General features: G+C 61.4%; 24 protein-coding genes. 11 read left to right on the top strand and 13 right to left on the bottom strand.

Annotated elements, in window-relative coordinates; all coding sequences use genetic code 11:
• Positions 1-32: 32 nt before the first annotated feature.
• Together envZ and ompR are read right to left on the bottom strand one after the other, a co-directional pair.
• Positions 33-1,343 carry a two-component system sensor histidine kinase EnvZ gene (gene envZ, locus ACTG19_RS14030; RefSeq protein ID WP_021230784.1) on the bottom strand — a complete coding sequence of 437 codons (1,311 nt, stop codon included), beginning with the start codon at positions 1,341-1,343 and terminating at the stop codon, positions 33-35.
• The gene (gene ompR, locus ACTG19_RS14025; RefSeq protein WP_005340625.1) at positions 1,340-2,062 is read right to left on the bottom strand and encodes an osmolarity response regulator transcription factor OmpR; all 723 of its coding nucleotides are present in this window, start codon (positions 2,060-2,062) and stop codon (positions 1,340-1,342) included. The genes envZ and ompR overlap by 4 nt, the downstream gene beginning before the upstream one ends.
• A 249-nt stretch (positions 2,063-2,311) precedes the next feature.
• On the opposite strand from ompR, the gene greB reads away from it, so the two are divergent.
• Positions 2,312-2,785, top strand: coding sequence for a transcription elongation factor GreB (greB, locus tag ACTG19_RS14020; protein ID WP_216947552.1), 474 nt, complete (start codon positions 2,312-2,314; stop codon positions 2,783-2,785).
• A 191-nt stretch (positions 2,786-2,976) separates the two neighbouring features.
• Positions 2,977-5,286: a Tex family protein gene (locus tag ACTG19_RS14015; protein WP_439989603.1), complete on the top strand. Its 2,310-nt coding sequence runs from the start codon at positions 2,977-2,979 to the stop codon at positions 5,284-5,286.
• Between the two features lie 70 nt (positions 5,287-5,356).
• On the opposite strand, the gene ACTG19_RS14010 is transcribed toward ACTG19_RS14015, so the two are convergent.
• The 4 genes from ACTG19_RS14010 to bioH all read right to left on the bottom strand — a co-directional run bounded on the left by ACTG19_RS14010 (position 5,357) and on the right by bioH (position 7,559).
• Entirely contained in the window at positions 5,357-5,635 is a 279-nt protein-coding gene (locus ACTG19_RS14010) for a hypothetical protein (RefSeq protein WP_005355353.1), read from the bottom strand.
• A gap of 85 nt (positions 5,636-5,720) precedes the next feature.
• A complete protein-coding gene (locus ACTG19_RS14005) occupies positions 5,721-6,488 on the bottom strand; it encodes a putative metalloprotease CJM1_0395 family protein (RefSeq protein ID WP_088868230.1) in 768 nt (255 codons plus the stop codon).
• A 1-nt stretch (position 6,489) separates the two neighbouring features.
• Positions 6,490-6,723 carry a flagellar basal body rod C-terminal domain-containing protein gene (locus tag ACTG19_RS14000; RefSeq protein ID WP_005340632.1) on the bottom strand — a complete coding sequence of 78 codons (234 nt, stop codon included), beginning with the start codon at positions 6,721-6,723 and terminating at the stop codon, positions 6,490-6,492.
• Positions 6,724-6,794: 71 nt separating this feature from the next.
• Positions 6,795-7,559, bottom strand: a complete 765-nt coding sequence (gene bioH, locus ACTG19_RS13995) for a pimeloyl-ACP methyl ester esterase BioH (RefSeq protein ID WP_113740145.1) — start codon at positions 7,557-7,559, stop codon at positions 6,795-6,797.
• A 38-nt stretch (positions 7,560-7,597) separates the two neighbouring features.
• Between bioH and ACTG19_RS13990 the strand changes: the two genes are divergently transcribed.
• Both ACTG19_RS13990 and nfuA read left to right on the top strand, forming a co-directional pair.
• Positions 7,598-8,326, top strand: a complete 729-nt coding sequence (locus ACTG19_RS13990; RefSeq protein ID WP_421295122.1) for a ComF family protein — start codon at positions 7,598-7,600, stop codon at positions 8,324-8,326.
• 80 nt (positions 8,327-8,406) lie between these two features.
• The gene (nfuA, locus tag ACTG19_RS13985; protein WP_005340636.1) at positions 8,407-8,985 is read left to right on the top strand and encodes a Fe-S biogenesis protein NfuA; all 579 of its coding nucleotides are present in this window, start codon (positions 8,407-8,409) and stop codon (positions 8,983-8,985) included.
• A 69-nt stretch (positions 8,986-9,054) separates the two neighbouring features.
• Here nfuA and gpsA read toward each other — a convergent pair whose 3' ends face one another.
• From gpsA to ACTG19_RS13970, 3 genes are read right to left on the bottom strand one after another with little or no spacing between them, the layout of a single operon-like run.
• Positions 9,055-10,059 carry an NAD(P)H-dependent glycerol-3-phosphate dehydrogenase gene (gene gpsA, locus ACTG19_RS13980; RefSeq protein ID WP_113740147.1) on the bottom strand — a complete coding sequence of 335 codons (1,005 nt, stop codon included), beginning with the start codon at positions 10,057-10,059 and terminating at the stop codon, positions 9,055-9,057.
• A 2-nt stretch (positions 10,060-10,061) separates the two neighbouring features.
• Entirely contained in the window at positions 10,062-10,532 is a 471-nt protein-coding gene (secB, locus tag ACTG19_RS13975; protein WP_005340639.1) for a protein-export chaperone SecB, read from the bottom strand.
• Positions 10,533-10,582: 50 nt separating this feature from the next.
• Positions 10,583-11,014 (bottom strand): rhodanese-like domain-containing protein, encoded by a 432-nt coding sequence (locus tag ACTG19_RS13970; RefSeq protein WP_005340640.1) that lies wholly within the window; start codon positions 11,012-11,014, stop codon positions 10,583-10,585.
• Positions 11,015-11,260: 246 nt separating this feature from the next.
• Between ACTG19_RS13970 and gpmM the strand changes: the two genes are divergently transcribed.
• Both gpmM and envC read left to right on the top strand, forming a co-directional pair.
• Positions 11,261-12,790 carry a 2,3-bisphosphoglycerate-independent phosphoglycerate mutase gene (gene gpmM, locus ACTG19_RS13965; protein ID WP_076493923.1) on the top strand — a complete coding sequence of 510 codons (1,530 nt, stop codon included), beginning with the start codon at positions 11,261-11,263 and terminating at the stop codon, positions 12,788-12,790.
• Between the two features lie 9 nt (positions 12,791-12,799).
• Positions 12,800-14,152, top strand: coding sequence for a murein hydrolase activator EnvC (envC, locus tag ACTG19_RS13960; RefSeq protein WP_113740148.1), 1,353 nt, complete (start codon positions 12,800-12,802; stop codon positions 14,150-14,152).
• A gap of 134 nt (positions 14,153-14,286) precedes the next feature.
• Here the strand turns inward: envC and ACTG19_RS13955 are convergent, their stop codons facing one another.
• Complete coding sequence (locus ACTG19_RS13955; RefSeq protein ID WP_043821543.1) at positions 14,287-14,937, bottom strand: Qnr family pentapeptide repeat protein; 651 nt, start codon at positions 14,935-14,937, stop codon at positions 14,287-14,289.
• Positions 14,938-15,026: 89 nt separating this feature from the next.
• Between ACTG19_RS13955 and ACTG19_RS13950 the strand changes: the two genes are divergently transcribed.
• Positions 15,027-16,034, top strand: a complete 1,008-nt coding sequence (locus ACTG19_RS13950) for a substrate-binding domain-containing protein (protein WP_005355407.1) — start codon at positions 15,027-15,029, stop codon at positions 16,032-16,034.
• A gap of 84 nt (positions 16,035-16,118) precedes the next feature.
• Here ACTG19_RS13950 and ACTG19_RS13945 read toward each other — a convergent pair whose 3' ends face one another.
• The 3 genes from ACTG19_RS13945 to ACTG19_RS13935 are packed head-to-tail and all read right to left on the bottom strand — an operon-like array spanning position 16,119 to position 19,072.
• Positions 16,119-16,760: a bifunctional 4-hydroxy-2-oxoglutarate aldolase/2-dehydro-3-deoxy-phosphogluconate aldolase gene (locus ACTG19_RS13945; RefSeq protein ID WP_005342660.1), complete on the bottom strand. Its 642-nt coding sequence runs from the start codon at positions 16,758-16,760 to the stop codon at positions 16,119-16,121.
• Positions 16,761-16,769: 9 nt separating this feature from the next.
• Positions 16,770-18,566 (bottom strand): phosphogluconate dehydratase, encoded by a 1,797-nt coding sequence (edd, locus tag ACTG19_RS13940; RefSeq protein ID WP_113740149.1) that lies wholly within the window; start codon positions 18,564-18,566, stop codon positions 16,770-16,772.
• Positions 18,563-19,072: a gluconokinase gene (locus ACTG19_RS13935; protein ID WP_005340649.1), complete on the bottom strand. Its 510-nt coding sequence runs from the start codon at positions 19,070-19,072 to the stop codon at positions 18,563-18,565. The genes edd and ACTG19_RS13935 overlap by 4 nt, the downstream gene beginning before the upstream one ends.
• A 245-nt stretch (positions 19,073-19,317) precedes the next feature.
• Here ACTG19_RS13935 and gntU point away from each other — a divergent pair, with 245 nt between their 5' ends.
• The 4 genes from gntU (at position 19,318) to ACTG19_RS13915 (ending at position 26,678) form a co-directional block, all read left to right on the top strand.
• Positions 19,318-20,658, top strand: a complete 1,341-nt coding sequence (gntU, locus tag ACTG19_RS13930) for a gluconate transporter (protein ID WP_069527617.1) — start codon at positions 19,318-19,320, stop codon at positions 20,656-20,658.
• Between the two features lie 150 nt (positions 20,659-20,808).
• The gene (gene pssA / locus ACTG19_RS13925) at positions 20,809-22,158 is read left to right on the top strand and encodes a CDP-diacylglycerol--serine O-phosphatidyltransferase (RefSeq protein ID WP_005342654.1); all 1,350 of its coding nucleotides are present in this window, start codon (positions 20,809-20,811) and stop codon (positions 22,156-22,158) included.
• Positions 22,159-22,348: 190 nt separating this feature from the next.
• Positions 22,349-24,418, top strand: a complete 2,070-nt coding sequence (gene recG / locus ACTG19_RS13920; RefSeq protein WP_164461656.1) for an ATP-dependent DNA helicase RecG — start codon at positions 22,349-22,351, stop codon at positions 24,416-24,418.
• A 142-nt stretch (positions 24,419-24,560) separates the two neighbouring features.
• Positions 24,561-26,678 carry an AsmA family protein gene (locus ACTG19_RS13915; RefSeq protein WP_439989183.1) on the top strand — a complete coding sequence of 706 codons (2,118 nt, stop codon included), beginning with the start codon at positions 24,561-24,563 and terminating at the stop codon, positions 26,676-26,678.
• The last annotated feature ends 16 nt before the right edge of the window (positions 26,679-26,694 follow it).

Here is a 26,694-nt window from a genome sequence, read left to right as displayed (position 1 = left end):
CAGAAGGGCGTATCCACGGATACGACCTTCTCTCAATCCATCCACTCCTGTGGCTGATGTTTCGGCAGCCGCATCTCGACCAACAAGCCGCCGAGATCCGAGCTTCCCAACCGGATAGTGCCGTGGTGCTGGGCGACTATCTTGGCCACGATGGCCAACCCCAGCCCACTACCGCCGACGGTCCGCGCCACATTCCCCTGAGTAAACGGCTTGAGCACCCGGGAATAGTCCTGCTCCGGAATGCCGGGGCCATCATCGGATAGGCGCAGGCGCACCCAGTGCCCATCGTCCTTGAGCTCGGCATGCAAACGGCTCGCCCCATAACGCTGCGAGTTGCTTGAGAGGTTGTTCAACACCCGCCGGATACTGACCGGATTGCAGGCCACCCGCACCGCCTCTTGCGGCAGCGCCAGATCAACTTCCAGTCCCTGCTCCGAGTAGATCAGCAAGGTATCGTGCACCAGCTGGGTCAGGTCGATCGGCTCCAGATCCTGCCCTTCATCCGGACGGATGTAATCGATGAACTGATCGATGATGGCATTGGACTCATCGATATCGGCGTTGATGCTCTCCTTGAGGTACTCGTCACCAGAGGACATCATCTCGGTCGCCAGCCGGATGCGGGTCAGCGGGGTACGCAGATCGTGGGAAACCCCCGCCATCATCAGGTTACGCTCTTCGATCAGGCTCTTGATGGAGTGCGACATATGGTTGAAGGTGCGGGTCAGTCGCCTTACTTCCCGTGAACCCAGCTCCCCCAGCGCCTCGGGGAAATGGCCTCTGGCCACCGCAACAGCGCCAGCTTCGAGATCCTCGAGCGGGCGCACCAGCTGCCGGGCAAAGCGCCAGGCCGCAAACAGAGTGATCACCAGCAGCACGCTCAGATAGATGATGAGGGGTTCGATATCGTCATCTTCAATCTCGGTCAGCGGGATCCGCACCCAGATTTTGCTGGCCTGCGGCGGCTGGATCCAGATGATGTAGTGATCCTGGATCTCGACCCGCACCTTGGCCGGGCCACCCAGCTCGCGGCTGATGTTCTCCTCCAGATAGGGGTATGGCTTGGCCTCGTTGAAGCCATGCTGCACCGCCTCGCTCTGGGTATAGATATCGGTACCGGTCGTCACATAGACCAGCGCCTCGGCATCTTCACTCAGCGCCAGTTGTTCAGTGTTGACCGGAAAGATCAGCTTGACCTGATTGGCCAGCAAGTGACTGATCTGCTTGACGGTTGGCGCCAGCAGATAGTTGTAGAAGGTGACGTAGGAGACTGCTTGATAGACCACCAGAACGGCGGCCAGAAACCAGAGCATGCGTGAGAACATGCTGCCGACCTTTTTCATGCACCGTCACCATCTGGCACGAACACATACCCCAGACCCCAGACGGTCTGCAGATAGCGGGGCTGGGCCGGATCCTGTTCCAGCAGGCGGCGCAGGCGAGAGACCTGCACGTCGATGCTGCGCTCGGTGGCGGTGTATTCACGGCCACGGGCCAGATTCATCAGCTTGTCGCGGGAGAGCGGCTCGCGCGGATGGCTGACCAGCACCTTGAGCACCGCAAATTCACCGCTGGTGAGCGCCATCGGCTCGCCATCCCGACTCAGCTCGCGGGTCGCGAGATTGAGTTGAAAAGCTCCGAAGTTGACCACCTTTTCTGCAGCAGAGGGAGCCCCCGGCAGCTCGACGGTATGGCGGCGCAGCACGGCACGGATCCGCGCCAGCAGTTCGCGGGGGTTGAACGGCTTGGGCAGATAGTCATCGGCCCCCATCTCGAGCCCGACGATGCGATCCACTTCATCCCCCTTGGCGGTGAGCATCAGCACCGGGATCTGGTTGCCCGCTTCCCGCAGACGACGGCAGATGGAGAGCCCATCCTCCCCCGGCAACATCAGGTCGAGCACCATCAGGCTGAAATTTTCACGAGTCAGCAAGCGATCGGCCTGCTCGCCATTGGCCACGCCGCGCACTACGAATCCCTGCTCGGTGAGATAGCGTTCCAACAGGGAACGTAATTTCAGGTCATCGTCCACGACCAGGACCTTGTATTGCTGCTGACTCATTGCTTTGCCTCTTCATTCTTTAGCTGCCCCCAATACTAGGGGGGGATATAGCGGGAGCAAAGCACAAATATGTTACCGGTTATTACCCGTCCCGAGAGCGTGACGGCCATCAAGTCACTGCGCTGGCCAGCGACTCCCTGAATGGCGCCAGCCGAGCCATCACGATTTCCCTCGACAGCAAGAGGACAAAAGCTAATATTCCCGAGCAGTTAGCGATGAATCCCCCCCTTTGACCAGGTCCGCATCACCATGAAGACAAAGCTGATCACCCGCGAAGGCTACAACAAGCTGAAAGAAGAGCTCGATTTCCTCTGGCGTCAGGAGCGCCCCGAGGTCACCAGGAAGGTGGCATGGGCCGCCAGCCTGGGGGATCGCAGCGAAAATGCCGACTACCAGTACAACAAGAAGCGGCTGCGGGAGATCGACCGGCGGGTGCGCTACCTGCGCAAATGCCTCGAAGAGCTGGGGATCGTCGACTATGCCCCCGCGCAGGAGGGCAAGGTCTTCTTTGGCGCCTGGGTCGAGGTGGAAAACGATGATGGCGAGACCAAGCGCTTTCGCATCGTCGGCTATGACGAGATCTTCGAGCGCAAGGATTACATCTCCATCGACTCCCCCATGGCCCGCGCCCTGCTCAAGAAAGAGGTCGGTGATGAGGCCATCGTCCGTACGCCAGTTGGTGACGTCTGCTGGTATATCAACGAGATCAGCTACCCCAAATAGCCGGACTGCTTGCCACAGGCACATCCTGAGTCACAGGTGCAATGGCAAGATAAACGCCCTCCCCTGCGACTTTATCAGTCTGACTGGTGCAGACCCCGGCGCAGGGTGGCATCCCGCAACACGACCCCATATAGTGCTCACACTTGGCGCCTGATAGCGCGGACTCGACCACAGAGGCCCTCAACAACATCATGATGCAAACCATAGAGAGACAGATTGCCGGTGAGCTCAATGCTCGCCCGGAGCAGGTGCAGGCCGCAGTGCGCCTGCTGGATGAAGGCTCGACCGTGCCCTTTATCGCCCGTTACCGTAAAGAGGTGACCGGCGGTCTGGACGACAGCCAACTACGTACTCTGGAGAGCCGCCTCGGCTATCTGCGTGAACTGGAAGATCGCCGTCAGGTGATCATTCGCTCCATCGAAGAGCAGGGCAAGCTGACCCCCGAGCTGATGCGCGAATTGAATGGCGCCGACAGCAAGACCCGGCTGGAAGACCTCTACCTCCCCTACAAGCCCAAACGCCGCACCAAGGGACAGATGGCCATCGAAGCGGGGCTGGAGCCGCTGGCCAACCTGCTGCTCAGCGACCCGATGCAGGATCCCGAGCACGCTGCAGCCACCTTCCTCAATCCCGAACAGGGCATTGCCGACAGCAAGGCTGCCCTCGACGGCGCCCGCTATATCCTGATGGAGCGCTTTGCCGAGCAGGCCGACTTGCTGGAGAAGCTGCGTGACTACCTGTGGCAAAATGCCACCCTGCGCGCCCGCGTGGTGGCAGGCAAGGAGCAGGAAGGGGCCAAGTTCAAGGACTATTTCGAACACGACGAACCACTGCACAAGGCCCCCTCCCACCGGGTGCTGGCCATGCTGCGCGGCCGTAATGAAGGGATCCTCAATCTGGCGCTGGTAACCGGTGACGATGAGAGTGCCAGCCCCTGCGAAGGGATCATTGCCCACCACCTCAAGCTCAATCTGCAGAACCGCCCGGCCGACAAATGGCTGCAAGGGGTGGTGAGCTGGACCTGGAAGATCAAGTTGTCGCTTCAGATGGAGACCGAGCTGATCGGCCGTATCCGCGAATCGGCAGAGGAGGAGGCGATCAAGGTGTTCGCCATGAACCTCAAGGATCTGCTGATGGCGGCCCCGGCGGGCATGCGCTGCACCATGGGGCTGGATCCGGGCATCCGCACCGGGGTCAAGGTTGCCGTGGTGGATGCCACCGGCAAGCTGGTCGATCACGCCACCATCTATCCGTTCGAACCAAAACGCCAGATTGATCAAAGCCTCAAGACCCTGAGCGAGTTGTGCCAGAAGCACAAGGTCGAGCTCATCAGCATCGGCAACGGCACCGCCTCGCGGGAGACCGACCGGCTGGTCAGCGATCTGTTCGAGCGCTACCCCGCCGCCAAGGCGCAGAAGATAGTGGTGAGCGAAGCGGGAGCCTCTGTCTACTCCGCCTCCGAGCTTGCCTCTCAGGAGTTCCCGGATCTCGATGTCTCGATCCGTGGCGCCGTCTCCATCGCCCGCCGCCTGCAAGACCCGCTGGCCGAGTTGGTCAAGATCGACCCCAAGAGTATCGGGGTGGGCCAGTATCAGCACGACGTCGGCCAGAGCCAGCTGGCCCGCCGGCTGGATGCCGTGGTCGAGGATTGCGTGAACGCAGTCGGTGTGGATGTGAATACTGCCTCGGTCGCCCTGCTCAACCGGGTTTCCGGCCTCTCCCAGACGTTGGCCCAGAACATCGTCGCCTATCGGGATGAGCACGGCGCATTCAAGAGCCGTCAGCAATTGCTGAAAGTAAGCCGACTCGGCCCCAAAGCCTTCGAACAGTGCGCCGGCTTCCTGCGCATTCGCGGCGGCAGCAATCCCCTCGACAGCTCGGCGGTACACCCGGAGTCCTATCCGGTCGTGGAGCGGATCCTCGCCAAGCTGGAGCAGACCGTGGAGAGCCTGCTCGGCAACAGCAGCCTGCTGCGCAGCCTGAAACCGGCCGACTATACCGATGAGCAATTCGGCGTACCTACCGTCACCGACATCATCGGCGAGCTGGACAAGCCGGGCCGCGACCCGCGCCCCGAGTTCAAAACCGCGACCTTCAAGGAAGGTGTGGAGCAGATCAGCGACCTGGTGCCCGAGATGGTACTGGAAGGGGTGGTCACCAACGTCACCAACTTCGGCGCCTTCGTCGATATCGGTGTTCATCAGGACGGTCTGGTGCACATCTCCTCCCTGACCGACCGTTTCGTCAAGGATCCCCGTGAGGTGGTCAAGGCGGGCGACATTGTGCGGGTCAAGGTGCTGGAAGTGGACGCCCCGCGCAAGCGGATCAGCCTCACTATGCGCCTCGACGAAAAGGCAGGGCAGCCCGCCCGCAAGCCGGCTGAAGCGCGCAACAGCAGTGCTGGCAACACCAAGCCAAGAAATGAGCCGCGCCAAAGCCCCCATATGGGTGGTGCCATGGGCAACGCCTTCGCGGCGGCGCTCTCCAAAGCGAAAAAGTAACGACACCTTCCAGAACACCTCTGAATGCAAAAAGCCCCGCAAGGGGCTTTTTTACACGCGAAGCTCAGGATCACTGCGTCAGGGCAGCAAGAATGCTCTCGGGCTCTCCATGCTGGGCCAGCACCTCCCGCAGTCGGTTGAATGCCTTGCAGGCCTCTTGCGGATACTTGCCGTAAGAGACGACGCCGGTGTGGCTCCAGCCAGCAGCCAGCATCACTTTCTTCTTGAAACTGGTTCCTTCAGTTCCCCCTCCTCCGAGCTGCATCAGAAACTGCTCCATCTGCAGGTGGGGGGGCGGTACACGGGAGAAGGTGGTGAAATCTTCCGCTTTGACTTCATCGAAATGCATGACAGCTCCTGTGAAATTGGAATGGGCCTGATCTTCAGGTTAGTTGCAAAACAGGCAAAGGAGCTGAAAGTTTGGCGAGGGTGATTCAGATATGCAGACTGAGGGACTGGGTAGAGGCCGGGCTGACAGCCTGTTGATAGTGGCCCGCGATGACGCTGTTGCGCTTGTCCATATAGGCACTCAGCACACCGCCAGATTTCGCGCTCTGCTCGGCCATCAGCTCTTTGCGTGCCTTGGCCTCACTCGCGGCGGCGCTGCGCGCGACGGCCAGATCCTGCGCGGAAGGCTCGGCAGGCGCTAGCGCTGCAGCGCGGATCTGCTGCATCTTGGCGATGGTAGCGGCAGGGTCACCGGGTACGACACTGGTATCGATCTGGACTTCGCCACCCGTCGCATAACGCTTGCCATCCGGCCCTTGCGTAAACTGATAGGTGGGCGAGCTGGCGTACTCTCCACCCGCAGACTGGTGAGCCTGCTCATGAGTACGCACCTCCTTGTCACGCTCGACAAGATCCTGAACCTGCTGCTCTTGCCGCTGTTGCTGCTCCTGCTGTTTAGGGTCTTGCTGCTTGCGCTGCCCATCCTCGCCGGTGGCCTCGACAAAGCGATTGTCTGGCAGTGTCGTCGGGGCTAATTGCCCGGTTTCACGGCTGTTCTGGGAGCTCTGATTGCTGGAGGCCTGACCGGCTTTGGATTTCTCTTTCTGGGAGCCGACTTCAGATTCGGCAACGGAGGCTTGGCCCGCACGGGCCTGCGGGATCAGTTCTGCCCGGCGATTATCCGTCCTCGCCGCTTCCACCTGGGGTTGCAGTTGTGTCGGGATAAGGGGGGGCAGACTGACATTGATGTTCATCTCACACCCGGATGTCGATCAGGGTTCCCATCATATCGCTGGCGGTCTGCACTACCTTGGCGGAAGCGCCAGCCTGCTGCTCGGCCACCTTGAGATTGACAAGCTCATCGGTCACTTGCACCTGATCCCCGCTGGGGGTGTTGAGGCGGGCGATCTGATTGGATGCCTTGTCGGCAATCTGCTCGGCTCGCTGAAATCCCTGTACCCCGCTGTTGAAAGCAGAATCAATACGCATGGTGTTACTCCTCTGGTCACAGCTTAATTATCCGCCAGACCAGAGGATTAATGAAGCTTGCCGGCTGTTTTTTAGCCAACAAAATCTCGAACGATTTCAATGAATTCGTCAGGGTGGGAGATAAAAGGTGCGTGTGAGGCCTTATTGAGGGTCACGCTGCGGCTGGCAGGGTAGAGATCATCCAGCAGGGGAATGGCCGCCTTGGGCACCAATGAATCCAGTCGGCCATAGATCCGCAACCAGGGCAGATCCAGCTCCCGCAGCGGTTCGCGCAGGTCAATGTCGGCCAACAGCGTCAGCCCGGCCTCGAGTGCGGCAAACTGGGGCGCCGGGCGCTCGGCCAGCCAGTGGCGCAACTGACGGATATCATCCCGGGCATGTTCGCTGCCCATGGCCTGGATCGCCAGAAAGCGCTCTATGGTCTGGCGAAAATCCCCCGCCAACATCTGGTTGAAGCCGGTCAGTACCTTGGGGGCGATCCCCGGCCACTCATCACGGGCCATGAAACAGGGGGAGCTGGCCATGGTGATCAGAGAGTGCAGCCGATCGGGATGCGTCAGCGCCAACTGGCTTGCCACCAGACCGCCGAGCGACCAGCCAAGCAGATGGCACTTCTGCGGCAAGATGGCGGCCACCTGCTCGGCAAGCCAGGGCAGGCTGTAATCCACCTCGTCTGCCAGCAGGCTGTTGCCAAAGCCGGGCAAATCCACCAGATGAACCCGATAGTGGGACGACAACTGTTGGGCAACACCATGCCAAACCGCACCGTTCATCCCCCACCCGTGCAACAGCACCAGATCGGGCCCCTGGCCAAACTGCTCTACCGATATGCTCATCTAGACTCAAGATCCCTGTTCATGCTCTTGGGGTCAGCATGTTAAAGCGACTGCTCGCTAAAGCAAGCCCGCTGCTCGGCAGCCACGGTGACTGGCAAGGGAGTTGCCTGCTCTGCCATCAGCCTTGCGACAACGCTCCCCTGCTCTGCAGCTGGTGTCGGCAGGCGCTGCACCAGTCACAGCCAAGATGCCGCCTCTGCGCCGCACCGCTGGCTGACTATATAGAAGAGAGCATACCGGTCTGTGGTCGCTGCCAGCGCAGACCTCCCCCCTGGGAGCGGTTGCAGGTGATTGGCGACTACCAAACCCCCTACCCCATGCTGATCCCCCGGCTCAAATATTCCGGCCAGATCCTGCTGGCGCCGCTACTGGCACGCCTCTTGGCCGACCATCTGGATGACAACGAGCCGCCGGAGGCGATCATTCCGGTTCCCCTGCACTGGTGGCGGCAGTGGCGGCGTGGGTTCAATCAGGCGGAGGAGATCGCGCAAGCCCTTGGCGAGTTCACCGGTATTCCCTGCGACAACACTCTGTTGCAACGCATCAAGGCGACCCCGCAACAAACAACCTTGAGCGCCGGGCAGCGGCGGCGCAATCTGCGCGGGGCATTCCGGATCCGCTCCCACCAATACCGTCATGTCGCCCTGCTCGATGACGTCGTAACCACAGGCGCCACCGCTGGGCAGCTAAGTCGTTTGCTCCATGAGAGCGGCATCACAAAGGTGGAAGTGTGGGCGATCTGTCGTACCCTGCGGCACAACAAGTAGCCATCGGCATGCTACCCAAGCATTAATAACCGCGTTATCATGAATACCCTAGTCGTACACTCAGGTTTATGAGGATAGTGATGATCAGCATTTCCGACGCCGCCCAGGCCCATTTCCGTAAACTGCTGGAAAAACAGCCTGATGGCACCAATATCCGGGTGTTTGTGGTCAATCCGGGAACCCAGAATGCCGAGTGTGGCGTATCGTATTGCCCGCCCGATGCCGTGGACCCGGAAGATCAACACCTGCCCTTCAGCGGCTTCGACTGCATGGTCGATCCCCTGAGCGCCCCCTTCCTGGTGGATGCCACCATCGACTTCGTGACCGATCAGATGGGCTCCCAGCTCACCCTGAAAGCACCGAACGCCAAGATGCGTAAAGTGGCCGATGACGCGCCGCTGATCGAGCGCATCGAGTACGTGCTGATGTCCGAAGTGAACCCCATGCTGGCCGGTCACGGTGGCAAGGTCACTCTGGTCGAACTGACCGAAGACAAACTGGCCATCCTGCAGTTTGGCGGCGGTTGCAACGGTTGCTCCATGGTCGATTACACCCTGAAAGAGGGGATCGAGAAGCAGCTGCTGGAGAAGTTCCCGGGTGAGCTCAACGGTGTGAAAGACGCCACCGAGCACCAGCGCGGCGACCACTCCTACTACTGATTTGCAGCCCTTGCAGCAAAGAAAAGGCCCCGCCATCTGGCAGGGCCTTTTGCATGGGCAATCGGCAGATTACTCGTCCTTCTTGTCTCGCGACAGCAGGGCGACGGCCGCCTCTTTCGGGTTCTTACCCTCGTAGAGCACCTTGAAGATCTGCTCGCAGATGGGCATCTCGACGCCGCAGCGGGCCGCCAGCAGATGCACCTCTTTGGTGTTGCGATACCCCTCCACCACCTGACCGATCTCGGTCATGGCTGTGTTCACATCCTTGCCAGCCCCGAGGGCCAGCCCGAAGCGACGGTTGCGCGACTGGTTGTCGGTACAGGTGAGCACCAGATCCCCGAGCCCCGCCATCCCCATAAAGGTTTTGGCATCGGCACCCAGCGCCGCCCCCAGACGCTGCATCTCCACCAGACCCCGAGTGATGAGCGCGGTTCTGGCATTGGCGCCAAACCCTAGCCCGTCGGAGAGACCGGCACCGATAGCGATGACGTTCTTCACCGCCCCACCCAGCTGCAGACCGACGAAATCCGGATTGGTATAGACCCGGAACGAGCGGCCACAGTGCAGCAGGTGGGAGAGATCGTCGGCGAACTCGTCGTGGGTCGAAGCGACCGAGATGGCGGTCGGCAGACCAGCAGCCAGCTCCTTGGCGAAGGTGGGGCCGGAGATGACCGCCAGCGGCATCTCGTCACCCAGCACTTCACGAGCCACATCCTGCAGCAGACGGCCACTGTCCGGCTCCAGACCCTTGGTGGCCCAGGCGATACGGGTATCGGGGCGCAAGAAGGGCTTGATCCGGGTCAGCACATCGCCAAATACATGGCTCGGCACGACCAGCAGCAGCACGGGGGCAGCCTGTACCGCACGTTGCAGATCCGCAGTTAGCTGCAGATCGGCAGGAAAAGGGACATCAGGCAGAAAAGCCTTGTTGCAGCAGTCTTGTTCCAGCTCGGCGACATGAGCAGGGTCGTGACCCCACAGCAGGGTCGGATGACCGTTGCGCGCCAGAGAAATGGCAAGTGCGGAGCCATAAGACCCCGCCCCCAAGACCGAGATAGCGATCTGGTCAGCCATTATCAGGCTTCCGCAGTCGCCTGCTGGGCCTGTGCTTGCGCCATGTGCTGGGCAAACAGGGCATCGAAGTTGACCGGTGCCAGGTTCAGCTGCGGGAAGGACCCCTTGCTCACCATGTTGGCCACGGCTTCGCGGGCATATGGGAACAGGATGTTCGGGCAGAAGGCAGCCAGGCAGTGAGCCAGTTGCGGCTCCGGCAGGTTACCGATGGTGAAGATACCGGCTTGCTGTACTTCGCACAGGAAGGCAGTTTCGGTTTCCAGTTTGCAAGTTACGGTCAGGGTCAGAACAACCTCGTACACGTTCTCAGCCAGGATGTTGGTCTTGGTATCCATATCCAGCTTGACGTCCGGCTGCCACTCTTTCTGGAAGATGTGCGGGGTGTTCGGCGCTTCGAAAGAGACATCCTTGGTGTAAACACGCTGGATGTGGAATTCCGGTTGTACTTCCTGGTTGTTGATCTCGTCAGCCATTTCGTTTGATTCCTTGTTATATGGATAAGTGGGCTCAGGCCCTGCTTAAATCAGCGTTTCTTGGTTACCGGCAGATTTTCTGCACGCCATTGGGCCATGCCACCGCCGAGCACATAAACCTGCTTGAAGCCAGCTTTGCTCAGCTGGCGGCCCGCGCCGCCCGCAGTCATTCCCGACTCGCACACCACTATGATGGGGGCATCTTTATGCTTTTCAACCGGGCCCAGATTATTGCTCTGGATCTGGGTCAGCGGCAGGTGCTGGGCACCGGCCAGATGGCCCTTGGCATACTCTTCCTGACTGCGAATATCCACCACGGTGGCATTCTCGCGATTGATCAGCAGGGTCGCGGTGTGGTTGTTGACGGTTTTTACCGGGGACAAACGGGCACGCACAGTGGTGTAAACCAGAGTGCCAGCAAGGCCCAACCAGGCTGCGGTCAGCAGCGGGTTGCGGGCCGCAAAATCCAAATACTCTTGCATCTTCTACTATCCAGGGACCAAGACAAGGGCCCGAGTATACATGGGGGTATTGATAAGATCAGCCATCTTGGCGGCAAAGCGCGAGCAGGCTCCCATCATCATTGGGCAGCGAGCATGGCAGGAAAGGCGTGGCTTGCGGGGCCGCGGGAGCGCCCCTTGGCTATCAGGTGACTATTTCGGCAGATGTAGTAATATTACGCTAGTTTCATTTCCCGCATTTTTTCCAATCCGAGAGGACATAGTCTTATGTCAACAGCTAAGAAACCTTTGGTTCTGGTCATCATGGACGGTTGGGGCTACAGCACCAAGCAAGAGCACAACGCCGTCGCTGCCGCCAAGACTCCCAACCTCGACCGTCTGGCCCGTGACTACACCAGCACCCTGATCTCCGGCTCCGGTCTGGACGTCGGTCTGCCGGATGGCCAGATGGGCAACTCCGAAGTGGGTCACGTCAACATCGGTGCCGGTCGCATCGTCTATCAGGAGCTGACCCGTATCTCCAAAGACATCCAGGACGGTGAATTCTTCCAGAACGTCGAGCTGGCCAAGGCTGTTGACGCTGCCGTGACCAACGGCAAAGCCGTTCACATCATGGGCCTGATGTCCCCGGGTGGCGTACACAGCCACGAAGAGCACATCATGGGCATGATCGAAATGGCTGCCAAGCGTGGCGCCGAGAAGATCTACCTGCACGCCTTCCTGGATGGCCGCGACGTTCCGCCGCGCTCCGCCCAGTCCTCCATCGAGCTGTTCGATGCCCTGTTCGCCAAGCTGGGCAAGGGTCGTTTCGCCTCCATGATCGGCCGTTACTTCGCCATGGACCGTGACAACCGCTGGGATCGCGTGCAGCAAGCCTATGACCTGATGACCCAGGGTAAGGGCGAGTTCACCGCCGAGAACGCCACCGAAGCACTGGCTGCCGCCTATGCTCGCGACGAGAACGACGAGTTCGTCAAAGCCACTCGCATCGGTGAAGCGGCACCGATGGAAGATGGCGATGCGCTGATTTTCATGAACTTCCGTGCCGACCGTGCCCGTGAAATCACCCGCGCCTTCGTTGACACCGACTTCACCGGCTTCGCCCGTGCAGTCGAGCCAAAGCTGAACTTCGTGATGCTGACCGAATACGCGGCCGACATCAAAACTGCCTGTGCCTACCCGCCGACCGCTCTGGTCAACACCCTGGGTGAGTGGCTGGCCAAGCAGGGCAAAACCCAGCTGCGCATCTCCGAAACAGAGAAGTATGCTCACGTCACCTTCTTCTTCAACGGTGGCGAAGAGTCCTGCTTCACCGGCGAAGATCGCGAGATCGTGGCCAGCCCGAAAGTGGCGACCTATGACCTGCAGCCGGAAATGAGCTCCGAAGAGCTGACTGACAAGCTGGTTGCAGCCATCAAGAGCGGCAAGTACGACGTCATCATCTGTAACTACCCGAATGGCGACATGGTTGGTCACACCGGTGTGTTCGATGCCGCCGTCAAAGCTTGTGAAGCCGTTGACCACTGCATCGGTCGTGTCACCGACGCCCTGGCCGAAGTGGGTGGCGAGTGCCTGATCACTGCCGACCACGGCAACGCCGAGAAGATGCTGGACGAAGAGACTGGTCAGGCCCACACCGCCCACACCAATCTGCCGGTTCCGCTCATCTATTTCGGTCGCAAAGCCGAGGTAGTTGAAGGTGGCAAACTGTCCGATCTGGCCCCCACCATGCTGACCCTGATGGGTCTGCCGGTGCCGCCGGAAATGACTGGCAAGCCCCTGATGATTCTGAAATAATCCTTCCCCATGCGGGGATGCGAAGTTATTTCACAGAAAACCAGTCGCGTCGGCCTGTTGGCCGGCGCGCTGTTTTTTTGCCTGTCATTTGGTGCCAGCACACCGGCTTTGGCCGCCAATCATCAGCTGGGGACCATGCAGTCCCAGATCAAAGAGCAACAGAAGACCATCAAGCTCAGCAAGCAGGAGCTTGCCAAGCTCAATACCCAGCTCAAGGCTGACGAGCAGGCCATCTCGGCCGCCGCCGCCAAACTCAACCAGACCAGGCAGCAGTTGAAGCAGAACCAGCAGACGCTGGCGACCCTGCAAAAAGACAAGCTGGCGCTGGAAGTTCAAGCCAAACATCAGAAGCAGTTGCTGGCCAAACAGGCGGAGAGCGCCTTTCAGGCGGGCAACCACGACTACCTCAAACTGCTGCTCAATCAGCAGGATCCGGCCAAACTGAGCCGCTCCCTCGACTACTACGACTACCTCAACAAGGCCCGCATCGAGGCCATCGACGCCCTGCGCGCCACCCGTGACAAGCTGGCGAAAAACCAGCAGGACACCAAAGAGACCGAAACCAGACTGCAGACCCTGCTTGCCGAACAGCAGGAGCATCACCAGACCCTGCTGGCCAGCCAGCAGAGCCGGGCCAAGGTGCGCAACCAGTTGCAGCAGTCGGTACAAGATGACGAGCAGAAGCTCACCAAGCTGGTCAAGGCGGAGAAAGCGCTGAAAGCTCGGCTGGAGGAGCTGCGCCGCAAGCGGGAAGAGCAGGAACGCCGTGAACGGGCCGAGCGGGAGCGGTTGGCCAAGCTGAAAGCGGAGCAGGAGCGTCAGCGCAAGCTGGCCGAACAGCGCCGCGCCGAGCAACAACGACTCGCCGCTCAGCAGAACAAAACCGTCAAACCGGCAGAACCGGCCGAAGAGGTAGCCAGCAGCAAACCGGAGCGCGGCTCGGGCATCAGCAGTGCCGGTCACTACAGTGGTCTCAAGACCAATGGCAGCCTGCGCTGGCCGGTACAGGGGCCGATCCTCATCTCCTACGGTTCACCGCGCACCGCCCAGCTCAAGTGGAAAGGCACCCTGATCGGCGCCAGCGAAGGAACCCAGGTCAAGGCTGTCGCACCGGGACAAGTGGTTTACGCCGACTGGCTCGATGGCTTCGGTATGCTGCTGGTAATCGATCATGGTAAGGGCTATATGAGCCTCTACGGTCACAATCAGTCGCTGCTGCGTCAGGTTGGCCAGAATGTGGAACAGGGTGAACCGGTAGCACTGGTCGGTGACAGCGGCGGTCAGGACAGACCGGGCCTCTACTTCGAAATTCGCTATCAGGGCGAGGCGATCAACCCGACCAAATGGCTGGCCAAGGGTTGAGTTAACCCGGCCGACAAACGCGTCACACACTCACTAGCAAAAGCCTGCATCACGCAGGCTTTTGTCATTTCAGGAGCATAGCCCCCCCACTGTCGGTCCCATTTGATGAAAAATTACCTATTTTTTCGCTCGGCTCAGGGGAAAACAACCAAACCGATCTGCTCCAGCAATGTCTGCTGCTGATCCTCGTTGATCTGTACTCCCTGCAGATCGACCCGCCGCAGATCCAGCCCCGGCAGATCGCACTGGCGCAGATCGCAGCCCTGCAGCTTGAAGCTGGTCCAGTCAATCTGGCCAAACTCGGAGCCGCTGAGATCGGAACCCGCCAGCGAGGCACCAAACAGGTTGGCCCCCTGCCAACGGTTGCCGGTCAGCTCGCACTTCTCCAGCAGGCAGCCCTCGAAGCTGGCGTAGCTGAAGTTGTTGCCGGTCAGATGGGCCTCGCAGAAGTAGCTTTTGGCGGTGATCTGGTTGGCGAAGCTGGCATGGCTGAAGTTGATACCGACCGCCTGACAGTCGCGCATCTCCAGCCCCAGACACTGGCTGCGGCTGCAATCGGCCATGGTGAGATCGCAGCACAGGAAGCTGGCCTCGCGCAGATCACAACCCTGCAACAGGCAGCCCCGTTCACTTTCCCGATCGTAGAAGCTGCAGTCGATGAAGCGACTATCGCTCAAATCCAGCCAGGAGAAGTTGCAGCCGATAAAGCGGCACTCCGAGAACTGTTCCCCCTCCACATCCTGTTGCTCGAACCGGACATCCACGAACTGCTTGCCTCTGATCATCGGAAAACTCCTGCAAAAACGGCTTCATATGCTGACTTTATCCGCCAAAAACGGTAATGTTACATGTAACATCCACGCTGGACACCCCTATGAGCCCCACCCGCAAGCGCCGCCCCACCCTGCAAGATATCGCCGACCAGACCGGCGTGACCAAGATGACTGTCAGCCGCTATCTGCGCGACCCGCAGACCGTGGCGGAGGGGACCCGCGAGCGGATCGCGGCTGTGGTGGAAGAGCTGGGTTATATCCCCAACCGGGCGCCGGATATTCTCTCCAACGCGACCAGCAAGGCGATCGGCATCCTGATCCCCTCCCTCTCCAACCAGGTCTTCTCGGCAGTGATTCATGGCATCGAGTCGGTAACCCGACCGGCCGGTTACCAGACCTTGCTGGCCCACTACGGCTACAGCCCGGAGCGAGAAGAGGAGCAGGTCGCGTCCCTGCTCTCCTATCACGTGGATGGGCTGATCCTCTCCGACAGCCAGCACACCGAGCGCACCCGCAAGATGATCGCCACCGCTGGCATTCCGGTGGTGGAGACCATGGATCTGCCACAAACCCCCATCGACATGGTGGTCGGCATGGACCATAGAGCCGCGGCCCGGGCCATGGTAACAGAGATGCTGCACCGGGGCCGACGCAAGGTGGTCTATCTGGGAGCGCGGCTCGACGTGCGCACCCAGCTGCGGATGGAGGGTTACTATCAGGCGATGACCGACTTCGGCCTCACCGGCCAGCATCTGCTGACCGAACAATCCTCCAGCTTCACTCTGGGGGGCGAGCTGCTGGATCAGGCGCTGGTGCGCTATCCCGACCTCGACGGCCTGTTCTGCACCAACGATGACCTGGCGGTGGGCGCCCTGCTGCAGTGTCAGGCCAAGTGGATCCCGGTGCCCCAGCAGATCGCCATCGCCGGTTGCAACGCTCTCGATATCGGCCACGCCATGACCCCCAAGCTGGCCAGTATCGCCACCCCGCGGGAAGCGATCGGTCGGGAGGCGGCCACCATGCTGCTGGCACGTCTCAACGGCCAATCCCAACCCGACACCCGCAAGGATATCGGCTTCTCCCTCTATGTCGGGGAGAGTCTGGGGTAATCCCTTCCCTCACCCACTTAAGTCACGCCGATAACAAACAGGCCACCCGAGGGTGGCCTGTTTGGTTTTCTGCACAACTGAGGCTTAACGTTTAACCAGCTCAACCGCTTCGCGGGAGAGGCGAGTAACCTCTTCCCAGTTACCGCTCTTGACCGCATCGGCCGGCAGCATCCAGGAGCCGCCGACGGTGGCCACGCATTTGAGCGCCAGATAGTCGGCCACGTTTTTCGGGCCGATACCGCCGGTCGGGCAGAACTTCACCTGGGGCAGCGGCGCGGCAATGGCGGAGAGCGCCTTGGTGCCGCCGTTCGCTTCGGCCGGGAAGAACTTCAGGTGGTCGTAGCCCGCTTCCAGCGCCTGCATCACTTCAGACGGAGTTGCCACACCCGGGATCAGCGGTGCAGTGCTCTTGGCCGCGTGGGCCAGCAGTGCCGGGGTCATGCCCGGGGAGATGACGAAGCGGGCACCGGCAGCAACGGCGGCGTCAAACTGCTCGCAGTTGAGCACGGTACCGGCACCGACCATGGCATCCGGCATCGCCTTGGCAATGAGGGCGATGGCATCGAGCGCCACCGGGGTGCGCAGGGTGATTTCGAAGACAGAGATGCCGCCGTCGAGCAGCGCCTTGGCCATCGGCAGGGCCTGATCCAGCTCGTTGATAACCATCACGGGTACCAGCGGGGAGGCGGCAAACACCTCGGCCGGGGTCACTTTCCAGTTCTGCATAGCTCTTCCTTAGTCAAAGATGGTAGCGCCACACTCGGCGCTCGATACCGCGCGACGCATCACGCTGAACAGTTCACGGCCCCACCCCTCTTGTTCCAGAGTGAGGTCAATCTCGGCCTGGGTACGGCCACTCAAATCGGTCAGGCAGTCTAGGCTGCCATTTACCGCATCAACCCGCAGCAGGTCACCGTCAGCAAGCAGGCCGATGGCCCCGCCGTGCAGCGCTTCCGGGGTGACGTGGATGGCGGCCGGGATCTTGCCGGAGGCGCCGGAGAGACGGCCATCGGTGACCAGCGCCACCTTGTAACCCGCCTTCTGCAGGTTGCCGAGCACCGGCATCAGCTTGTGCAGCTCCGGCATGCCGTTGGCGGCCGGGCCATTGTGGCGCACCACGATCACGGCATCCTGATTGAGATCGCCCGCCTTGTAGGCCGCTTCCACCGCATGCTGGGAGGAGAAGACCCGCGCTGGTGCTTCAATCACCCGATACTCGGGAGCCACGGCGGAGACCTTGACCACGGCGCGGCCCAGATTGCCCGCCAGCAGCTTGGTGCCGCCGGTGGCCTGGAACACGCTACCGGAAGGTGACAGCACGCTGGCATCGCCGCTTTCGCCCACCGGCTGCCACACCAGCTGGCCATCGACCAGTGCCGGACGGCTGAGGTAATCCTGCATCTCGCCAAAGACCGGAGTGGCGTCCATGTGGATCAACCCCTCTTGCGCCAGACGGCGCATCAGGCCGGGCACGCCGCCTGCCTGTTCGAAGGCGTTTACGTCGGCCGGGCCGTTCGGGTACATGCGAACCAGCAGCGGCACCACGTCGGAGAGATCGCTGATGTCATCCCAGGTCAGTACCAGACCGGCCGCGCGGGCCAGCGCCACCATGTGGATGCTGTGGTTGGTACTGCCGCCGGAGGCGAGCAGGGCCACCAGACCGTTGACCAGCGAGCGCTCGTCCAGCACCTCGCTCAGCGGGCGATAGGCCGGGGAACCCGGGATCATGGCGCTGATGCGGCGGGCCGCTTCGGCGGTCAGGGCGCGGCGCAGCTCGCTATGGGGATGCACAAAAGCAGAGCCCGGCAGCATCAGGCCCATGGCCTCGAATACCAGCTGGTTGGTGTTGGCGGTGCCGTAGAAGGTGCAGGTGCCTGCCGCGTGGTAGGCGCCGCACTCCATCTCCAGCAGGGCATCACGGCCCACTTCACCGGCGGCGTACTTCTGACGCACCCTCACCTTCTCGTCGTTGCTGATGCCGCTCGCCATGGGGCCCGCCGGTACGAATGCAGTCGGCAGGTGAGCGTGGGAGAGGGCCCCCATGATCTGACCCGGAGCAATCTTGTCGCAGATGCCGAGCAGCAGGGTGGCGTCGAAGGTGTTGTGAGAGAGCGACAGCGCGGTCGCCTGGGCGATCAGGTCGCGGGAGAAGAGGGACATGTCCATCCCCGGCTGACCCTGGGTCACGCCGTCGCACATGGCGGGCACGCCGCCGGCGACCTGGGCACTGTGGCCCAGTTCGGCCAGTACCGCCTTGATCTGATCCGGATAGCCCTGATAGGGCTGATGGGCGCTCAGCATATCGTTGTAGGCGGTGACGATGCCGACGTTGGCGCGGGTCATATCGAGAATGCGACCCTTCTCGTCACTGCTGCAGGCGGCCACGGCGTGAGCCAGGTTGCCACAGGCCAGCGCGGCGCGGGTCTTGCCCTGCTCTGCCTGACGCTGGATGCGGGCCAGAAATGCCTGACGACGGGCGACACTGCGCTCGCGGATGCGGGCGGTGACGTCGGAAATTACCTGATGAATCATTGGGCTTGCTCCAATGCTGTGACGGCGCGGTCAACCACCTGTTCGAAGGTGCCGTCGATATCAATGTGGAATACACCGGCTTCGCCATCCGGGCGCTCCAGAGTATCGAACTGACTTTGTACCATGCTTTCACGCATGAAGTGGCCCTTGCGGGCACGCATCCGCTCGAGGATCAGCGGCTGGCTGCCGTCGAGAAAGATAAAGCTGACCGACTCGTTGCCTTCGCGGATCTGGTCGCGGTACTTCTTTTTGAGAGCGGAACAGACGATGATGCCGGTCTCGTTCTTCTGCTCGAGACTGTAGGCGGCGTCGCGGATCCGCTCCAGCCAGGGGGCGCGATCCTCATCGTTGAGGGGGTTGCCGCCAGCCATCTTCTGGATGTTGGCCTTGGGGTGGAGATCATCACCATCGATGAACTTGGCGCCCAGCGCTTCTGCCACCTTGAGGCCCACGCTGGATTTACCGCTGCCACATACACCCATCACGATAATGCACTTACCCGCCATAATTTGACCTCTGTCCCACTTTTCAAAAAACCAGCTGTTGATGGGTTCTAATCTAACACGTTACCGGTAACATGTTACCGGTAACGATTGAAAATGTGAAGTCTGCCACAGACTGAGCAAACCCATAGTCACCTGGGCATATGATGTTGAGCCCTTGCCATAAATCTAAATAAATCATAAAGATATGGTTTGCCGACGGATCGGCAAGGTGTCACGACTGAACTTGGAAAAAGGAACGCATAACAATGTCTGACCTCTCCCTGATCATGACAGCCGCCGGCTCGATTGTGCTGCTGCTCTTCCTGGTGATGAAGGCCCGGCTCCACGCCGTGGTAGCCCTGATCCTGGTCTCCATGGTGGCGGGTCTCGCCGCCGGCATGAACCCGGCCGACATCGCCGCCACCATCCAGAAAGGGATGGGCGGCACCCTCGGCTTCGTCGCCGTGGTGGTGGCGCTGGGTGCCATGTTTGGCAAGGTGATGGAAGTGACCGGTGCCCTCGACCGGGTGGCTCACACCCTGCTCGGCAAGTTCGGCGTCAAGCGCGCCAACTGGGCCATGGCTCTGACCGGCTTTGTCTGTGCCCTGCCGCTCTTCTTTGACGTGGCCGTGGTGCTGCTGATCGGTGTCGCCTTCGCCATCGTCCGCCGTGGCGGCGGCAGCGTGGTGAAGATCGGTATCGCCCTGCTGGCCGGTATCGCCACCTGCCAAGCCTTCCTTATTCCGGCGCCGGGCCCGATCCTGGTCGCTTCCCAGCTGGGTGCCGACTTCGGCTACATGATCCTGTTCGGCCTGATCGCCGCCGTACCGGCGCTGATCCTGGCGGGCCCGCTGTTCGGTGACTTCATCAGCAAGATCGTCGATGTACCGCTGCCTGCCGATGCCCAGAACAGTGTCCACGATGACAGCAAATCCCTGCCCTCCTTCGGGCTGGCCATGGGCCTCATCGGCCTGCCGCTGCTGCTGATCGGCCTCAAGACCATCGTCGGTCGCTTTGTCGAGGCGGGCTCCACCCTGCACAACTGGCTGGAGTTCATCGGTCACCCCTTCACCGCCATCATGGTCGCCTGTCTGGCCGCCTTCTATCTGCTGGGTATTCGCCGTGGCATGTCCCGCGACGAGGTGATGAGCGTCTGCAACAGCGCCATCCAGCCGGCTGGCGTCATTATTCTGGTTACCGGTGCCGGTGGCGTGTTCAAGCAGGTGCTGGTTGATTCCGGTGTGGGTGCTGCCCTTGGCAACATGCTGGCCGATTCCGGTCTGCCCATCGTCGCGCTGGCCTTCATTCTGGCCGCTGCGGTACGGGTGATTCAGGGCTCCGCCACCGTCGCCATGCTGACCGCCTGTGGTCTGGTGCTGCCGATGCTGGAGCCCCTCGGTCTGAACGGTGCCCAGCTGGCTGCCGTCACCATCGCCATCGGCGGCGGTGCCATCGTGCTCTCCCACGTCAACGACTCCGGTTTCTGGCTGGCGAACCGCTACCTCGGCCTGACCGAGAAGCAGACCCTGCAGACCTGGACCGTGATGGAGACCATCATCGGCACCACCGGCGGCGTGATGGCGATGATCATCTACAGCTTCCTCTGACATGGGCGAAATGCTGACAAAAAGGCCTCACTCGTGAGGCCTTTTTCATCTTTCTGATGATTCTTTCTTTGGCTGAGAGGGCTAGATTGCTAGAATCGCCTATTCATCGCTCCGAGTGGAACGCTTAACCCCGTGATTTCAGGTTTATCTATGCATTCATCGGCCCATTATCGACAACTGCTGGCGCGCCTGCCCCAGATCGCCGTCGCAGCGGATCAGTTTGAAGTGCTCTACAGCGCCCAGGATTTCAAACGCCGCATTCTTGCGCTTATCGCCAGTGCCACCCGGCGCATCTATCTGGTCGCGCTCTATCTGCAGGATGACGAAGCAGGCCGGGAGATCCTCTCCGCCCTCTACGCCGCCAAGCAACGCAATCCGGCCCTCGACATCAAGCTGTTCGTCGACTTCCACCGTGCCCAGCGCGGCCTGATCGGCAAGGGCAAGCAGGGCGGCAACCACCTGATGTATCAGGCCATGGCTGCCGAACACGAGCACCAGATCGAAATCTATGGCGTGCCGGTCAAGGGGCGCGAGCTGCTCGGCGTGCTCCACCTCAAGGGCTTCATCTTTGATGATGTGGTGCTCTACTCCGGTGCCAGCCTCAACGACATCTACCTGCACCAGCAGGATCGCTACCGCTTCGATCGCTATCACCAGATCACCAGCCCGGAGCTGGCCCGCAGCATGGTCAACTATGTGGATGACCTGTTCGTGAAGAGCGACGCGGTGCAGCGACTGGATCACAGCGATATCCCCAGCGCCAAGCAGCTGAAGGGGCCAATCCGCCGCTTCAAGCAGAACCTGCGCCAGAGCCAGTACCGCTTCAGCACCATGCCGGTCAACACTCAAGAGGTGGCCGTCACCCCCATGGTGGGTCTGGGCAAGCGCAACAATCAGCTCAACCTGATGATCCGCAATCTGGTGCGCGCCACCGAGCGGGAGATCTTCATCTGCACCCCTTACTTCAACCCGCCCAAGGAGTTGAGCAAGGATATCGAGGATCTGCTGCAGCGCGGTTGCAAAGTCACCATCGTAGTGGGCGACAAGACCGCCAACGACTTCTTCATTCCGCCGGAAGAGAAGTTCTCCACTATCGGTGGCCTGCCCTATCTCTACGAGACCAACCTGCGCAAGTTTGCCGAGCGCAACCAGCGCCACATCGACGACGGTCGCCTCAACCTGATGCTCTGGTGTTGCGAGCGCAACTCCTACCATCTCAAGGGGATCTTCGTGGATGACGAGTGGGCCCTGCTCACCGGCAACAACCTCAACCCCCGCGCCTGGGCGCTGGATCTGGAGAACGGCCTGCTGGTACACGATCGTCGCCACCTGCTGCGTCCCCAGTTCAATGCCGAGCGGGAGAACATCCTGACCAACACCAAGCGGATCAGCCACTTCGATCAGGTGGAGCAGATCCAGGACTACCCGGAACAGGTGCGCAAGCTGCTGGGACGGATCCACAGGGTCAAGGCCCACCTGCTGCTAAAACGCATCATCTGACCTTGGGCGCCATGCGCCCGCACCTTGCCTGTTGGCAACCACACAAAGGCCTCCCGTTTTCGGCAGGCCTTTGTTATATCCGCCGTTTCCCCCGCCTTGGCGGCCCAGCCAGCAGCAACTCGGCTTGCATCGGCCCCTCAACAACCCCTATCATCTGGACATATTTACAGTGTTTTCGGGCATCTAATTGATGAAATTGGATAAAATTCCTCTCGATAGCCTCAAGGGTGTCGGCAGCAAGATGCTGGAGAAGCTCGAGCGGCTGGGACTGGCCACGGTACAGGACCTGCTGTTCCATCTCCCCCTGCGCTACGAGGACCGCACCCAGGTGTGGCCCATCGGCGATCTGCCGCCCGGCCTGCACGGCGCCGTCGAGGGGGAGATCCAGGACACTCAGCTGGTGATGGGGCGCCGTCGCATGCTGGTCTGTCGCATCAGCGATGGCACCGGCACCCTCACCCTGCGCTTCTTCAACTTCACCGCCGCCCAGAAGAACAGTCTGGCGACGGGCCGCCTGATCCGCTGCTTTGGCGAGGTGCGCCCCGGCAAATACGGGCTGGAGATGGCCCACCCCGAGTACAAGCTGCTCGGCGAGGAGCAAGCCGGCCAGACCGAAGAGGCGCTCACCCCCGTCTACCCGACTACCGAGGGACTGCGCCAGCTCACCCTGCGCAACCTCACCGATCAGGCGCTGGCCCAGCTCGACCTCTATGGCGTCGAGGAGCTGCTGCCCGCCGGCCTCTATCCCCATCAGATTGAGCTGGCCGCCGCCCTGAAACTGCTGCACCGTCCGCCCCCCTCGGTGGCGCTGCCGCTGCTCGAAAGCGGTCAACATCCGGCCCAGCAGCGGCTGGTGCTGGAAGAGCTGCTGGCTCACAACCTCTCGGTCTTGAAGGTGCGTGCTCAGGCACAAACCCAGCTGGCCCGCGCCCTCAAACCTGCGCCCGCGCTGGTCGAACAGCTGCTCGGCGCCCTGCCGTTCAAGCCCACCGGCGCCCAGAGCCGGGTGGTGGCCGAGATAAGCAAGGATCTGCAACAGAGTCACCCCATGATGCGGCTGGTGCAGGGTGACGTGGGCTCCGGCAAGACCCTGGTCGCGGCGCTGGCGGCCCTGCAGGCCATCGGCAACGGCTGTCAGGTGGGCTTGATGGCACCGACCGAGCTGCTGGCGGAACAGCACGCCATCAACTTCGCCAAATGGCTGGAGCCGCTCGGCATCGGAGTCGGCTGGCTGGCCGGCAAGCAGAAAGGCAAGGCGCGGGAAGAGGCGCTGGCCGCCATCGCCGATGGCAGCGTCAAGATGGTGGTGGGCACCCACGCCATCTTTCAGGAGCAGGTGGTGTTCCAGCGTCTGGCGCTGGTCATCATCGATGAACAGCACAGATTCGGGGTGCATCAGCGCCTCGCCCTGCGTGAGAAAGGGGAGCGGGAGGGGGTGCATCCCCATCAGCTGATCATGACCGCCACCCCCATCCCCCGCACCCTGGCGATGACCGCCTATGCCGACCTCGATACCTCGGTCATCGACGAGCTGCCGCCGGGCCGAACCCCCATCACCACGGTAGCGCTACCCGACAGCCGTCGCGGCGATGTGATCGAGCGGGTCAAGCTCGCCTGCACCGAGGGCAAGCAGGCCTACTGGGTCTGCACCCTGATCGAGGAGTCGGAGGTGCTGGAGTGTCAGGCTGCCGAGGATACCGCCGCCGAGCTGCAAAACCTGCTGCCCGGCCTGCACATCGGGCTGGTACACGGTCGGATGCGCCCGGTCGAGAAACAGCGGGTGATGGAGGAGTTCAAGGCAGGCATACTGCAACTGCTGGTCGCCACCACCGTCATCGAGGTGGGGGTGGATGTGCCAAACGCCAGCCTGATGATCATCGAGAACCCGGAACGGCTCGGGCTGGCGCAGCTGCACCAGCTGCGCGGCCGGGTCGGTCGCGGAGCGGTAGCCTCTCACTGCGTGCTGCTCTATCATGCCCCCTTGTCCAAAACGGCCCAGAGCCGGCTCGGGGTGCTGCGTGAGACCAACGACGGTTTCCTCATCGCCCAGCGCGATCTGGAACTGCGCGGCCCGGGGGAACTGCTCGGCACCCGCCAGACCGGTCTGGCCGATCTCAAGATCGCCGATCTGGTGCGGGATCAGCCGCTTATTCCGCAGGTACAGAAGATGGCGCGCTTCCTTATGGATAGGCATCCGAGTCATGTCGAACCCTTGATACGGCGCTGGCTTGGCTTACGGGATCACTATTCCAATGCCTGATCGAGGTAGATGCAGAAGATGGGCACATGTCCTTATGGATAGGCACCCGAGCCATGTCGACCCGCTGATCCGCCGCTGGCTCGGCCTGCGAGATCACAACTCCAACGCCTGACCACATAACAGAAACAGGAGGAAAGCACTTATGAATTCCTGGCTACGCGGCCTGCTCTACACCTTTGCCTTCCTGCTGCTCTTTGTCTGGGTTGCCCTCGGCCTGTTCGACGCCGAGCGCGCCAAAGGCCCCATCGCCAGCTGGATCAGCCAGCAGACCGGCGTACCGGTCACCATAGGACGACTGGTATTCAACCCGCTCCACCCCTACACCCTGCTGGCGGAGCAGGTGCGCTACGGCGATGCCGTCTCCCTCGACAAGATCTATCTGGAGATCGAGAGCATCGACTGGCTGAGCCGCGATGTGCGGATCGCCCATCTCGACCTCATTCGCCCCGCCATCAAGCTGCCGCTGCCCAACCAGCTGCCGAACCTGCCGGTGCACTCCCTCACCATCAGTGACAGCACTATCGATCGCCTCAGTCTGGAGAGCCCCGAGCTGACCCTGCGCGGTCTCAACGCCACTCTGAGCGACTGGGAGCTGATCGACCCGAAACGGCAACCACAGGCCAACCTGAACCTCAATATCGGCCAGCTGGAGACCCCGCAATTCACCTTCGCCCGTCTCAACCTGCAAGGACGGCTCGAGGGGGAAGTGCTGCGCACCGACAAGCTGGTGACCAACCTGTTTGACGGTCTGCTGGAGACCGGCATGGTGCTGGACTGGCCCGCCCGCACCCTGCAACTGCACGATCTCAAGGCGCGCGGCATGCGGGTGGAGCTGGGCGATCTGACACAACAAGGCTCCCCGCAGCGCTTCCCGTTGCAAAGCGTATCGCTGGATCGTGGTCAGCTGGACGGCGTCAGCCTCAACGACATCAATCAGGAGCTCTCCTTCAACAACTTCAGCGGCCAGCTCACCGCCTTCAACTGGCAGGCGGGCAACCAGCCCACCGGCTATCTGACCGGCACCCTGGGGGACATGGGTCGTGGTCTGTTCCAGCTGGAGGAGATCAAGGGCAAGCTCGCCTTCTCGCCCCAGCAGATCGACGGCGAACTGCAGGGCAAGGCCTATGAAGGGGAGTTCAATGTCGAGCTCTCCCTCGATACCCAGCAGCAAAAGCTGACCCTGAAAGACGTGGCGCTGAGCGGCATGGATATCAGCCTGCCGCAGGGTTGGTGGCAGGATTGGCAGAGCTGGCGCCCGCAGCAGGTCGATATCCGCAAGCTGGCGTTCGACAAGCTCAAGGTGCTCTCCTTCGACGATACCCTGCCCCTGTCGCTGACCGGCTGGCAGCTCTATCTGAGCGATCTCGCCCTGCGCGATAACCAACCCGGCCCGCTGCTCGGCCGTGCCCGTATCGAGAGCAAGTGGTTCGAGCTGGTGTGGGATGGACTCAGCGCACGCAACGGCGAGCTGGATGGGGAACTGACCCCCAGCTCCTGGCAACTGGGAAAACTCACCAGCTCGCTGCCGGATGAGGGCACCCTCAGTCTGAGTGGCCAGTGGGGCCGCGAACCGGGCCAGAGCAGCCGCCTTCAACTGCAGGCGACCAAGCTGGATCTGCAGCAATGGGGCAAGATATTCCACTCTCCGGTCTCCTTTGCCGGCAAAGCGGACGTGAGCGCCGACCTGCAAGCCGAACACGGCAAGACGGCGGGCGAGTGGCGCCAGAGCCTGCAGGGCAGCTTTGCCCTCGATGCCGACGAGCCGTTCTGGGACAAGGTAAAGATAGACCCGCTGCTGGATGAGTGGTTCAAGGGGGCGACCCCGCCCACCCTGACGCCGGATCAGCTGTGGCAGGCGATGCAGGAGGGTGACACCCCCTTCTACCGCATCAGGGTGCAGGGCAAGATCGACAAGGGGCAACTACAAGTCGAGCAGGCTGGCGCCTCCACCATCACTCATCTGCTGGCGCTGCAAGGGGGGATCGATCTGGTCAACGAGCAGTGGCAGCTGGATCTGGGGATCCTCAACGGCAACCGCTGCGCCGAACTGCTCGGCCAGTGGCGCGGGCCGCTGACGGAACCCACGCTGGCCTGGAGCTTCCCGCAAAAGCAGGATGCCTGCGGCTGGGAAGTGGGAGTACGCTATCCGCCGCAAGGCAACAGCGCCCCGCTCTGGCGACCGGCTCCCGCACCGAAAGCCCAAAACCAGGCCCAAGTGCAGACCCAAGCCGGGCAGACAAGCGACAGCCAGCAAGGGTAAAAACAGACAAGGCCTC

Source organism: Aeromonas sp. 3P, assembly GCF_051919745.1.
GTDB classification, from domain to species: Bacteria; Pseudomonadota; Gammaproteobacteria; order Enterobacterales; family Aeromonadaceae; genus Aeromonas; species Aeromonas veronii.
The sequence above is the reverse complement of the archived record's forward strand: the minus strand, read 5'-3'. Positions and strand labels throughout refer to the sequence as shown.